The organism is Chitinophaga niastensis (assembly GCF_003014755.1).
Classification (GTDB): domain Bacteria; phylum Bacteroidota; class Bacteroidia; order Chitinophagales; family Chitinophagaceae; genus Chitinophaga; species Chitinophaga niastensis.
In genome coordinates, this window is the sequence record NZ_PYAW01000001.1 from 1572382 (window position 1) to 1585189 (window position 12808).

Consider the following 12808-nt stretch of genomic DNA (forward strand, 5'->3'; position numbering starts at 1 on the left):
ACCTTATATTAATTTTTTTGTTAAAATAGTATCAACATTCAAAAGTTGAGAATGCGTATGGCATGGATATAAAAAAATTTCGGCTGATGTCCAATTGAAGTCATCTCATTTGATAAGTAGGTATAATTCAAATATTCAGTAACGATAAAATTCAGACAAGATGAAAGAGTTCATGTTAATTTTCAGACACGAAGACGGTAATAAGGTCGCTTCGCCAGACCAAATACAAATTTGGATGAAACAAACGATGGATTGGATAGGTAGCATCGCTGCCCAAAACAAATTTGTACTTGGCAATGGTTTGCCTTTCGATGAAAGCAGGGTTGTAAGATCGAATAATGTAGTTACAAATGGTCCTTTTGGAGAAATCAAAGAAACAATTGGTGGCTACATTATTGTTAAAGCCGACTCAGTGGAGGAAGCGGTTGAATTTGCAAAGGGTTGCCCTGTTTTGCAGGGTGAAGGAAATAGTGTGGAAGTACGGAAAATTGCCAAAGACGGGAAGGCTTAAAAGAGATAAAAGTCTCTGTATCTTTACAGAGACTTTTATTATTTATGGAGCAGCAAGCATTGATACCGCACTTATTCAGGACGGAATTCAGGAAGATAGCGACTGTACTTAGTAATTTATTTGGAATTGAACATGTAGAAGTCGCAGAAGACATTGCCAGTGAAACTTTTTTAGCGGCACTGGAAACCTGGACTTATAAAGGCATTCCTGAAAACCCGACAGCCTGGCTCTATGCGGTGGCGAAAAACAAAGCCAAAAATTATATCAGCCGCAATGCTGTTTTTACAAACAAAATTGCCAGGCAAATAAAATATTCCTTATCCGAAGGAGAGGAAATTGAAATTGATCTATCTGATAAAAATATTGCAGACAGTCAATTACAAATGTTATTTGCCATTTGTCACCCCTCCATTTCAACCGAAGCACAGATAGGATTATCCCTGCGCATTCTTTGTGGCTTTGGTATCGACGAAATTGCCAACGCTTTATTAACCAATAAAGAAACGATCAATAAACGGTTGTACCGGGCCAAGGAAAAATTACGGCTTGAAAACGTAAAAATTGAAGTCCCTGGGGAAGCCGAAATAAATATGCGATTGGAAACAGTGCTTACCACATTGTATTTACTCTTCAACGAAGGGTATTATTCCGAAAGCCAGGATGCCGTGTTGCGGGAAGATCTTTGTTTGGAAGCTACCCGATTAACCTACCTGCTCATAGAAAACGAACAAACAAATAAACCTGCTGTAAATGCCTTGCTTTCTTTAATGTGTTTTCACTCATCGCGATTTGAAGCAAGGAAGAATGAAAATGGAGAGATCATTTTATATAATGATCAGGATGAAAGTCTTTGGAATTACGAATTGATTTCTAAAGGAGTTTATTTTCTTCATCAGGCATCACAAGGAGATAAAATTTCAAAATATCATTTAGAGGCAAGTATTGCCTATTGGCATACCATCAAAGCAGATACCCGGAAAAAGTGGGAAAAGATTTTGCATCTCTTTAATCAATTATTGCAAATTGAATATTCGCCCATTGCAGCCCTCAACAGAACCTATGTACTGGCTAAGGCAAACGGAAAAGCAGCTGCTATCATAGAAGCAGAAAAGCTGAATTTAGCAGACAATCATTATTACTTTACTTTGCTGGGCGAACTTTACACAGACATAGATAACAAAAAAGCAAAACAAAATTTTCAAAAGGCCCTCTCCCTCGCAAAGACGCAGTCAGACAAGCAGACCATCCAAAAAAAATTGACAACCCTGGACGATCTAATGATCGATGAGTAAGAATACTGCGTGATGACAACAGCAGCACCCTCTTTGGGAATTGCTCATTTACCATTTTATTTTATCGTGTAATTTCCATGTAAACAACTATGTTATGCTATAGCAGTAACATACCATAATTTACTGTTGATTAGTCTATAATTCTACCACAATTCTAAAATTTAACCACTTTTGTTATGAAAAAGAATAATCAATTAAAAAACTTTGAAAAATTTGGAAAAGCGATTACCCGCGAAGAATCAAAAAGTATTACTGGTGGCGCCAGTACTTACTTTAGGCCACGTTGTGCAGTAGGTCCCAATGGTGGATGCGGCGCAGGGCAATGTTGCTCAAACGGAACTTGTTATCCTATTGGAACACCCGGGCATCTTTGTGATATTGTTATTGGTGAGTAATAAAAGCCATCCCCTTCGGATTTTACACTGAAAATAGTTAAGAATATAATTCACTTGTATACAAAACACCTCAAATATTTTTGAGGTGTTTTGTATGCTTATTTTACATCTACTTTTTTCTTCCAGTCTTTTAACGCTGCTATTCTTTTTTGCAGAGGGCTGCCGGTTCAAGCCCCGCCCTGGGATTGTTGCAGGTAATAGCCGGGGAATTTGCCCAGAGACAGGCTTTGAACCAATCTTCGATCTTGCGCTGTTCATTTGGCTCCATCCCTTTGAATGTATATTCATTGGAATTAGCCTTATAGGTATAATCTTTCATCCATTCCTTAAAACGGGATGCCGTCAATTCAATCGCATCCATTATAAAATCAATTTCCGTATTGGTCATGGTTGGATGAACAGATAACCTGATCCATCCTGGTTTGAATAACATGTTTCCTGCACGGATCAAATCCAATATTTCATAAGACCGTTTTTCATCAACATGCAATAGCCTGTGCCCATATGTGCCGGCACAAGAGCATCCTCCTCTCGTCTGTATGCCGAATCGGTCATTCAGCATTTTAACGATCACATTATGATGCGCACCATTTACAATAAATGAAACGATGCCCAATCTTTTTTTAATATCCCCCTCCAATATTTCAATATTTTTCATTTTTGAGAGCCTGTCAAAAATGATCTGCAGCAGTTCTTCTTCCCGGTGTAATATGTTTTCAACGCCCATCTCTTCCTTCAGCCGGATACACATGGCCGCTTTTATCCCTTGCAAAAGAGGAGGAGTGCCGCCATCTTCCCGTAATTCAATATTGGTGATATATTCATGCACCTTCCAGGGGTTACTGTACAGGATGGTGCCGCCTCCCGGCTGATCAGGCACCGTATTGCTATAAATCTTTTTATTAAAAATTAACACGCCCGGTGTACCCGGGCCACCTAAAAATTTATGTGGCGAAAAATAAATGGCATCCAGGTATGCACCTTTCTCTTTCGGGTGCATATCCATGTGAATATACGGGGCCGCGCAGGCAAAATCAACAAAGCATAAACCGTCATGCTCATGGATCATTTTGGCAATTTCATGATAGGGTGTTTGTATCCCGGTTACATTGGAACAAGCGGTAACCGCAGCTATTTTATTTTTCCTGTGTTTAAATTGTTTCAATAAACTATTGAAGTGTTCCAGATCAACATTACCGTTTTCGCTGCTATTAATTATTTCCACTGTTGCGATGGTCTCCAGCCAGCTAACCTGGTTGCTGTGGTGTTCCATATGGGTCACAAAAACAATGGGCCTTGCGTCTTCATCGATTTGCGGAAATTCATTTTCTCTTCCCACATAATCCATTACCCGTTTTGGTATCCGCAGACCTAATATCCTTTGCAGCTTATTTACAGCGCTGGTCATTCCGCTACCGCAAAAGATCAGTACATCATCGCCGTTTGCATGAACGTGCTCTTTAATAATAACCTTGGCCTCTTCGTAAGCTTTGGTCATCAAAGTCCCTGTGATGGTGGTCTCCGTATGGGTATTGGCCAAAAATGGCATGATGTCATTTTGCAGACATGCTTCAATAGGCCTGTAAGCCTGGCCGCTTGCGGTCCAGTCTGCATAAACGATTTCTTTTTTCCCAAAAGGAGAATCAAAAGTTTGCCCGCGGCCGATGATATTTCTTCGGAACGCAGAAAAGAAATTTTCTAAAGCACTTTTTGAGGACATTTTTCAGACTTTTACTTAGACTTTGCAGCACTAGTTCCAAACAGGTTGTGTGGCGTTATACTTAGTTGATCCTTGAAGAAATAGGTCATAAGAAAAATATAAGCTATAAATGCAAAGACAATCAGCAGCTGTGCTTTCGATGTTTTTTGAATAGCTTGTTTTGATTTTATATCACAAACTTCACCCGGGCAGTATTGCGCTTTTTCTCCATAAATCACCCGGTAAAATTTACAGGCTAAACAAATACCAAACACTGATTCAAAAAATAAAAAGATCAGGCACATCAAACAGATAATACCTGTTATCGGGCTGTACGCATTTACGATTACCAGGAAAATGAACATGGTGGCCGATAGCATTACACCGATAATCCAGGCAAACTTTTTTTGTTTAGCCCCAACGTATTCCGGAACCTGGTTCCTAACGATCAAACGTCCGATAATCAGAGAGGGAGAGAATTTAGGATTAACAAATACCCGTATAATAAAATCAAGAAGGAATATAGTTATCGAATACTTTGCCAGTAAAAAATCATTATTAAACAGGATGAGCATTAAAGAGGTGTATATGACCAGAAATAATATCCCTGCCGCAGCTCTTATCTCTCGTTCATTTAAAACAGGAATGTCATATCCTGCTACGGTTTCGCCAAATTGTATAACTTTTTTCATATGGATTGTTGTGAATAATTAAATGATTTGCAGGGGCTTTGTTATAGCATTACCTGTTATCTTTTCATAAAAGTACTGGAGACGCATGCATTAATAAAAATTATGTGACAGCTGCCGGTATATTCTACGCAATCGGACAATTGCACATGAAATCCGTAGGAACACGCTACGCAAGCCTTTTTAAAGTTTCGGGAACTTAAAAATCATCACAATATTAGTAGCCAAATCAAAATTTATGTGACATGACGCACAATTTATAGGATAACTATACCATTTCCCGTGAAAACCGGTTTCAGGGCGAAAGGAACATTTCCGGGTATCAAATCAATGGGATATATTTATACTTGTTAAAAGACGGATATCCGGCCATGTTTTTAAAAAAACGCACAGCTTATTTACTTTTTTTTATCGCATATATCGGGGCGCTGACCATCGAGAAACCGATTTATTCGGGCGATACCGTTATATCCTGTTTTTCTTACCTGTTTACCGTCATCATACACTTTTCCCTGTTTGCGTTAATGATATTGGCCAATAATTCGCTTTTAATACCCTACCTGCTGGAAAAGAAACATTTCGGCCGGTATGCCTCAGGCCTCATCGTTTTAATTTCATTGTATACCTTTCTGACGAGCCGTTATAACAGGTTTATTCATGACGTTCTTTTTCATGATCAAAGTATCAGGACAAGCGCCGGGTTCTGGGACAATTTTGTATATGCCCTCTGCTGTACCGTTATCGCATCAATGCTGTATATTACGCAGAAATGGTCCGAACAACAGGAACAGGTTAAAAACAGCCAGATCAACCAGTTGCAGACAGAATTGAAATACCTGCGCTCTCAAATCAATCCGCACTTCCTGTTTAACGGCCTGAATACCGTATATGGTTATATTGACGTGAGTAATAGCCAGGCAAGGGACATGATGGTGCAATTTTCAGACCTGCTGAGGTACAATTTGTATGAAGCAGATGTAGATATGATCGTGCTGGAAAAGGAGATCAAATACCTGCAAAATTATGTGGCCCTGCAAAAAGCCAGGAGCAACGAAAATATGCGGGTAACCCTAAATGTACACTACCAAAATGGAACTGTTAAAGTTGCTCCGCTGATCTTCATGGCTTTTGTAGAAAACGCTTTTAAATATGTTTCAAGAGACGATAATGCCGTCAATAGTATAGAGATTGGTTTGGCGGAGGAAGCAGGCCGGATCGATTTCACCTGTGATAATTCCTTTGACGAAGCAGAACCTTCAGCGGGCGGGATCGGCCTGAATAACACGGTCCGAAGATTGGAGTTATTATATAAAGATAAATATCAACTCGATATCAAAAAGGAACAAAATATTTATAAGGTGCATTTAACGCTCACGCTATGAAGAAACTCAGCTGTATCATTGTGGATGATGAGCCCGTTGCAAGAAAGATCCTCCAGGAATTTGTGGAACAGGTACCTTTTATAGACCTGCAGGGGAAATTTGAAAATGCCATGAAGACGGAAGAATTTTTGAAAAATAATACGACCGATATCATATTCCTGGATATCGAAATGCCTAAGGTTTCAGGCTTACAGTTGTTGCAAAAAATGAACGTCGAATCGATGGTCATCATAACTACTGCTTTCCCCCAATATGCCCTTGATGGTTATGAACTGGATATCATCGATTATCTTCTAAAACCTTTTGCTTTAAGCCGGTTCCTGAAAGCCGTGCACAAGGCGAAGGACTATTTTGAAATGAAGACAAGGACAACCGGCACTTTGCCACCTTCCTATATCTTCATTAAAAGTGAAAAACGAATAGAAAAGATTGAGCTGAACGATATTCTTTATGCAGAAAGCGTAGGAAACTATGTGACCGTTTATACGGAACGTAAAAAGATCATGGCCTACCTCACTATGAAAAGCCTGGAAAGTCAACTGCCGTCAAACGATTTTATCAAAATACATCAATCTTATCTGGTAAACTGTTCAAAGATCGATGCAATAGAAGGTAATGAAATTAAGATCGGAAGCAGGTCATTGCCGATAAGCCGTAATTATAGGGAAATGGTCATGAAGATTATACAGCAGCGGTTATTAAAAAGGTGAAACTACACCAAGGATTAACACAGTGATTTCGCTTTTCATAGTTTTGATTTGGAATATTAAGTTTTCCATGTATATTTCTGTTTTAACCTTGACAAAAGCTAACAGGTAGCCTTTTTTATATGCCGAAATACTCTTACCCCAAACTTGATAAAACATGAAACTCACGCGCGTATAGGTCTAATAAAACCCCGGCCAGAAAAAGCCAGGGTGATTCATATTAATGAATTTTTCATTAATCATTTTTAGCCGGTGGTTATGATTGGTTATACATTTATACATTGGGTAATATCCCCTTTTTATAAGCCGGAAAACGGCGGCTATCCCTTATTTAATCTGCTTATACTCTTGCCTCACACAAGAACAGACAATACATTTAAATCTGACATTGGTATAGCAATATTGTCACGATAGATATACATCACTGTTAGTAAAAACAGAGCATAACGTAATTAATTCCAGTACTATAATAAGGAACCTGGTAATGTTCTTATATACGCGTAGTTCTGCTTTAAGCTGTGTTTCCGATGTAGATATGCTCATTATTTTATGCATTTTTTATGGGTAATGTAATTGTGAACCGGCTACCCTTACGAATGGTGCTATCTAGTTTTATACAGCCTCCCATAAGGTTAATAAGTTGTTTTACTGTATGAAGCCCTAGCCCCATATTGCCTAAATTCATTTCTTCAATCGTGTTGCGCTTGTATTTATCAAAGATGGTTATCTGCTTTTCCTTCGGAATGCCTGGTCCTTCATCTGTTAGGGCAATACAGTAAAGCTTTGCATTTTCCATTGTAAAGCCGGCTACTGATAGTTTGCTACCCTTAGGGCTATAGTTTATAGCGTTGCTGATCAGGTTATTCATGATCTGCGTCAGGTAGGTTGGATCTCCCTTTGTAGTTGTCGGGAAATCAGCGGATAGAGATGTATTACAAGTGATAGATTTAGTCAACATCAGCGCTTCCAAAGACTTCAGTACTTTTTGTACTACACTTCCCGGATTGAAATCTTTTTGTACAAAGAGGTATTCGTCTGTGTTTTCCAGGATACACATTTTCGCCCGTAGAAAGATATCCAGCAGGTTTTCTTCCGCTGCCTTTATAATGCTCATTATTGATGGAATACTAGCAAAGTCATTGCTGTCTATTGCATCTTTAAGAAATCGACTAGCTGAAATAATGCCATTTACAGGGGTGCCGATTTCATGTATTAGGTTGAAAATGCCCTCAACCGGTCGGATTGCTTCAGTGGTGTTGCAAGTTTCCATATGGGAATATTTTGAGATGAGGTAATGATTCCTGAAAATGGGTTGAGTACTCAGGGCTTGCCTTGTATGCTGCTTATCCGGTCTGCATATACAGTAAGGGTATTAGCGTCATTGAGTGCCAGCAATTCATTTGCTACAGTTTCCACTTCGACTGCTGTTAATTCCCTGCTTTGACCGTTATCATCATTATGAATAGCCCAACAATTTGAATATTTCTTTATGTAGTACATATGAATATTTGATAGGGTTATCCTTTTCAAAGCATACTTCTGTATAGCTTATATAAGCTGAGTACCTCAGTTTTAATTACTTTTTGTATCGCTCTTCTTTCATTATAGGTGAATCCTTTAAGTCTTTCAGCTGGTGGCGCTGTTAGGTCAATTTGTTTTGTTCTCCGGTAGTATGTGGGAATACTCCAATTAAAATGAGCGCAGATAGCTTCACGGAAAACCCTTGGTATTCTTTTTCTGGATGGTGTTTGTTCCATATTTATTGACTTGGTTACGATTGACAGAATAAGGAGCGCGCTTTCATATGGATATGAAAGTTATGATCCCGGAAAATGGGTTTAATAAAATTGGATTATGTAAGTGAAGAACCGGGGCTTTTAGGAATAGAAAAAGCGTGGACCTCTACTTGCCGCCCTATGGTCGGGAAACCGGATGGTAAAAGCGAGCACCCACGCCGTAGCGTGAGCACCACCTAACATCTGTATCCTTTAGTTTTCCCGACCATGGACCATTTGAAAGCGTGATAGCTTCAATATTTTAGAAGCCGCAAAATAACTATTGTAGCTCTAAGTTAATAAAAATGTTTAAATAAAATTCTCATTTGAAAATATAATATTGCTATTGATGAATATTATGTTGTTATATAGGTATTTATTGTTTCATGCAATAAATATGTTATTACTTTTCAGTAATGGCCCAAGAAAAGAAATATGCAGCTATTAAGGCTTTATTGGAAGCTGGGGGTATAGCCCGGATTGCTGATATATTTGAGTATATCCCTAAAACAAATGTTTATAAATTACTAGGAACAGGCTACCTAACATTTCTTAAAAAACTTGACAATCCCGGTTTATTTACAATTGATGAGTTAAATACTCTGGCAGATTTGATAGGTGTTGATGATGAAATACTCAATAGCTTAGCAAGAAAAGAGGCCAAAGTATTGAAGAAGAAACGAAAGAAGATATAATTACTTGCTTTTTGCCTCTTTACCATCACATTAGCAAAATCTCTTTCATCAACTCTCTCTGCCGCTTTTAACTGGCTTAATATCTTCGCATAACGCTTAGTAGGCTTACTATTATAAAACTTCCTGAAGTGCCTCTTCATACAGTTCATCCGTTTTGAACTTAGGCCCATATACTTTATCCAGGTAGCGCATTTTCTTTGATTCTATCTGTTTATCATAATACCCCTGTATAGCTTCCCGATGTTGAAAGTAGCCGTTAATTAGGTACAGCTTTCTACATCGGGTGAAGTTATATAATGCTATTTTTAATATGGAATCTGAGCAAAAGGATGCAATTTTAAAGGAATTGGATAATAACAAATTACCACCATTTCAAGTTTTGGTTAAACCACTAGGTTCTAATTTAACCAATAACGTATCCCATTAGATGCTACTGCATCAAGGAGAATTACAAATAACTAACATAATTTAAGAAAAGTGGCTACCTCGTAGTCTAGCTGTGGGGCATCAGGTAAATTATGTATTAACTAATTTAGATTGATCGATAGTGGTATGGACTGATATATAAATTTGAAACCGATAAATTTTAAGCTGCTTCAATGACAGGCAGCTGTGTGAAATTGTATTGTGATTCGTCTATTGTATAGATATTCAACCTCTCAATGTACACATCCGTTTGGGAGCGTGTTTTATGCCTGTATATTATTTATTTTAATTCCTCTTTTATAAATGGGGCATAGCCTCCCATTTCAAAATCAATATATCTGTGAACAAACATCTCTTGGTTGTCTGTAAAAGTGATCTTCGCAGTGCATAGAAATTCCCCATAGGCAGAAGTCTTTACAGCAAACCCTTTACTTCTATTTTTTGTCTTGAATACTTGATTGCCCCAGAATGGCCCTAGAAAGTATTCAACAGATTTTACCTGGATAAGACTAGCCTCATTGTGAGGAATGACATAAATTAGTAAATCGTAATGCTGGCCATCAGAAGTAGATTTAAAAATTTTATGAACAAGCATTACTCCCCTGCAATCATTGTAATATTGATTTCTAATTTGATTCCTATTGGTATCAACTGTTATTTCGTAAACAGAACTGCTATGCAAGCCATCTACTTTTGAACATCAAGTGCTCCTATTTCTACTGAACCAAATTTTACTTGGACCCCTGATTTTATTCTCAAAGCAAGTGAATTTAATAATACTATAAATTGCTTCCTAAAAGATAGAACTATAATTATCAGGAACAAAATCAATATTAAGCTTGGGAGATTTTTAGCTATTTCTTGCCATACAGGATTGAAGACTGGGGTCTGTAGAATATTCATAGTGCTGGGGTTATTATATCAAATATATAAAATAACTAAATAATCAGTCAACTCCAATTTTGACTGGGAATTGATTGACTATATTTTACAATATTACTCTCTCATTTTCTGCATATATGCCATCCTATTTCCCCTTATACTTCTCAAATAGCCCTTTCATATCCTCACTAATCTTAGTATCCACGACATTAGCATATATCTGTGTAGTAGCTAAGTTTGTATCTCCCAGCATTCTACTCACTGTTTCAATGGGCACACCATTGCTTAATGTTACAGTAATAGCAAAGGTTCTCCTGCCAACGTGGGTAGTGGTTTTCTTTGAGATTCCACATAATTCAGCAATTTCAGTAAGAGAAAAGTCCACCAGAGATTTTAGGTGAGTCCACCAGTTTCCCACCAGAGAGATGAAAAAACATATAAAATAGGAAAGTACTAAAAACAAAAACGCCCTACCAGACTTGTATCCAGTAGAGCATTTTATTTTTTCAGTGACCCCCCTGGGGCTCGAACCCAGGACCTACTGATTAAGAGTCAGTAGCTCTAACCAACTGAGCTAGGGAGTCGCACATTCTTTAAAAACGTGAGCGCAAATTTAACGGTTCTGTTGAATATTCCTATACTTTATTTGATTAAATTTGGGAAGAAGGACGAAATGTGGATAAATACCCATTATGTTGATAATCTAACCGTTAGCTCATTATAAAATTTTTTTCATGCAAGAAGCGTATATAGTAGCCGGATACCGCACCGCGGTGGGTAAATCTAAAAGAGGGGGATTTCGCTTTTACAGACCGGATGATCTGGCTGTAGATGTCATCACAGGGTTGCTGAAATCCGTGCCACAGCTGGATCCTAAGCGGGTGGACGATCTCATTGTAGGTAATGCAGTACCGGAAGCAGAACAGGGTTTACAGATTGGTCGTATGATTTCTGTGAGAGCATTAGGCATTGATGTACCGGGCATGACGGTCAACCGGTATTGTGCATCAGGATTGGAAACAATCGCTATTGCAACTGCAAAAATACAAACCGGTATGGCCGATTGTATTATTGCAGGAGGAACTGAAAGTATGAGTCTGGTGCCTGTTGCCGGCTGGAAAACGGTTCCTAATTACACCGTAGCCAGTACTACACCCGATTATTATATAGGTATGGGACTCACCGCTGAAGCAGTGGCTAATGAATTCAAAGTAAGCCGCCAGGACCAGGATGAGTTCTCTTATAAATCACACCAGAAAGCATTAAACGCTATACAGAACGGCTATTTCAAGTCAGGTATTCTGCCCATTAATGTAGAAGAAGTATACGTAGATGGAAATGGAAAGAAACAAAAGCGCAGCTTCACTATTGATACAGATGAAGGTCCGCGTGCAGATACTTCTTTGGAAGCATTAGGTAAACTGAAGCCTGTATTTGCGGCCGGAGGCTCTGTTACTGCCGGTAACTCTTCACAAACTTCCGATGGTGCTGCCTTCGTAATTGTGATGAGTGAAAGGATGGTGAATGAGCTGGGGCTCAAGCCTATCGGTCGTTTGGTGGCATGTGTATCTGCAGGTGTACATCCGCGCATCATGGGAATAGGGCCTGTTGCTGCTGTGCCTAAAGTATTACAGCGGGCCGGTAAAATACTGCAGGACATTGACCTGATGGAGCTGAATGAAGCTTTTGCCTCTCAATCTATTGCTGTTATCCGCGAACTGGGCATAAACCCGGATATCGTGAATATTAATGGGGGCGCCATTGCACTGGGCCATCCGCTGGGATGTACCGGTGCTAAACTAACCGTACAGGTGTTGGGTGATTTAAAACGACTCAATAAAAAGTACGGTATAGTAACTGCCTGCGTGGGCGGTGGACAAGGCATTGCCGGCATCATAGAAAATATTAATTAACGCGGTCAACTCATAATGATTAATGATTAAAGAAAGGAGCCTTATGGCTCCTTTCTTATTACGCTTCTTTTTCTTATTGCTTTTGCTTTCTTTACCGGAACCGTATCGGTATTGAAGTCCCGTGCAATTAAATAAGCAACTTTGTCGGCCGATAGCAATGTAGTATCTACAAATATAATTTTATGCATTTCAGTTGATTGATGAAGATCAATGCCGTATAACTTTTTAAATCTTTCGTAAAAGAAATGACTCCCTTTTCTTCCTTTCTCATAAGTACGAAACGTAACACGTTTGATACCAATTGCATTTGCCATTTCCTCCTGGGTTAATCCCACTATTATCCTGATTGTTTTAATAAGTCTTTCAGTTTTAGTTTGCATGTTATAGTAGGTTAGATATTATGTAATTAAAAATGTTACAAAAATGTCTTTTTGTAATCATT

The 12808-nt window shown here is 38.6% G+C and carries 14 protein-coding genes and 1 tRNA gene; 7 read left to right on the forward strand and 8 right to left on the reverse strand.

From position 1 onward, the window contains the following. Window positions 1-160 precede the first annotated feature (160 nt). The 3 genes from CLV51_RS06575 to CLV51_RS28860 all read left to right on the forward strand — a co-directional run bounded on the left by CLV51_RS06575 (window position 161) and on the right by CLV51_RS28860 (window position 2198). A complete protein-coding gene (locus tag CLV51_RS06575; RefSeq protein WP_106527179.1) occupies window positions 161-511 on the forward strand; it encodes a YciI family protein in 351 nt (116 codons plus the stop codon). A 44-nt stretch (window positions 512-555) separates the two neighbouring features. Then, window positions 556-1803, forward strand: a complete 1248-nt coding sequence (locus CLV51_RS06580) for an RNA polymerase sigma factor (RefSeq protein ID WP_106527180.1) — start codon at window positions 556-558, stop codon at window positions 1801-1803. A 176-nt stretch (window positions 1804-1979) separates the two neighbouring features. Beyond that, the gene (locus CLV51_RS28860; RefSeq protein ID WP_146151234.1) at window positions 1980-2198 is read left to right on the forward strand and encodes a hypothetical protein; all 219 of its coding nucleotides are present in this window, start codon (window positions 1980-1982) and stop codon (window positions 2196-2198) included. A 139-nt stretch (window positions 2199-2337) separates the two neighbouring features. Here CLV51_RS28860 and CLV51_RS06585 read toward each other — a convergent pair whose 3' ends face one another. Together CLV51_RS06585 and CLV51_RS06590 are read right to left on the reverse strand one after the other, a co-directional pair. Further along, on the reverse strand, window positions 2338-3918 hold the full coding sequence (locus CLV51_RS06585) for an aminotransferase class V-fold PLP-dependent enzyme (protein WP_106527181.1): 1581 nt from the start codon (window positions 3916-3918) through the stop codon (window positions 2338-2340). An 11-nt stretch (window positions 3919-3929) separates the two neighbouring features. Further along, window positions 3930-4589, reverse strand: coding sequence for a DUF4395 domain-containing protein (locus tag CLV51_RS06590; RefSeq protein ID WP_106527182.1), 660 nt, complete (start codon window positions 4587-4589; stop codon window positions 3930-3932). Between the two features lie 368 nt (window positions 4590-4957). Between CLV51_RS06590 and CLV51_RS06595 the strand changes: the two genes are divergently transcribed. Together CLV51_RS06595 and CLV51_RS06600 are read left to right on the forward strand one after the other, a co-directional pair. Next, on the forward strand, window positions 4958-5968 hold the full coding sequence (locus CLV51_RS06595) for a sensor histidine kinase (protein ID WP_106527183.1): 1011 nt from the start codon (window positions 4958-4960) through the stop codon (window positions 5966-5968). Beyond that, window positions 5965-6678, forward strand: a complete 714-nt coding sequence (locus CLV51_RS06600) for a LytR/AlgR family response regulator transcription factor (protein WP_106527184.1) — start codon at window positions 5965-5967, stop codon at window positions 6676-6678. Before CLV51_RS06595 ends, CLV51_RS06600 begins: the two co-directional genes overlap by 4 nt. Window positions 6679-7222: 544 nt before the next feature. Here the strand turns inward: CLV51_RS06600 and CLV51_RS06605 are convergent. After that, on the reverse strand, window positions 7223-7945 hold the full coding sequence (locus CLV51_RS06605; RefSeq protein ID WP_106527185.1) for a sensor histidine kinase: 723 nt from the start codon (window positions 7943-7945) through the stop codon (window positions 7223-7225). A gap of 50 nt (window positions 7946-7995) precedes the next feature. After that, on the reverse strand, window positions 7996-8175 hold the full coding sequence (locus CLV51_RS06610; RefSeq protein ID WP_106527186.1) for a hypothetical protein: 180 nt from the start codon (window positions 8173-8175) through the stop codon (window positions 7996-7998). Window positions 8176-8866: 691 nt separating this feature from the next. Between CLV51_RS06610 and CLV51_RS06615 the strand changes: the two genes are divergently transcribed. Further along, window positions 8867-9145, forward strand: coding sequence for a hypothetical protein (locus CLV51_RS06615; protein ID WP_106527187.1), 279 nt, complete (start codon window positions 8867-8869; stop codon window positions 9143-9145). A gap of 706 nt (window positions 9146-9851) precedes the next feature. Here the strand turns inward: CLV51_RS06615 and CLV51_RS06620 are convergent. The 3 genes from CLV51_RS06620 to CLV51_RS06635 all read right to left on the reverse strand — a co-directional run bounded on the left by CLV51_RS06620 (window position 9852) and on the right by CLV51_RS06635 (window position 11037). Then, entirely contained in the window at window positions 9852-10253 is a 402-nt protein-coding gene (locus CLV51_RS06620) for a pYEATS domain-containing protein (protein WP_146151235.1), read from the reverse strand. Window positions 10254-10598: 345 nt separating this feature from the next. Further along, complete coding sequence (locus CLV51_RS29580) at window positions 10599-10871, reverse strand: tyrosine-type recombinase/integrase (protein ID WP_342748458.1); 273 nt, start codon at window positions 10869-10871, stop codon at window positions 10599-10601. A 92-nt stretch (window positions 10872-10963) separates the two neighbouring features. After that, window positions 10964-11037, reverse strand: a tRNA-Lys gene (locus CLV51_RS06635). Between the two features lie 150 nt (window positions 11038-11187). Here CLV51_RS06635 and CLV51_RS06640 point away from each other — a divergent pair. Further along, window positions 11188-12366: an acetyl-CoA C-acyltransferase gene (locus CLV51_RS06640; RefSeq protein ID WP_106527191.1), complete on the forward strand. Its 1179-nt coding sequence runs from the start codon at window positions 11188-11190 to the stop codon at window positions 12364-12366. Between the two features lie 41 nt (window positions 12367-12407). Here the strand turns inward: CLV51_RS06640 and CLV51_RS06645 are convergent, their stop codons facing one another. Then, the gene (locus tag CLV51_RS06645; RefSeq protein WP_106527192.1) at window positions 12408-12746 is read right to left on the reverse strand and encodes a helix-turn-helix transcriptional regulator; all 339 of its coding nucleotides are present in this window, start codon (window positions 12744-12746) and stop codon (window positions 12408-12410) included. Between the last annotated feature and the right edge of the window lie 62 nt (window positions 12747-12808).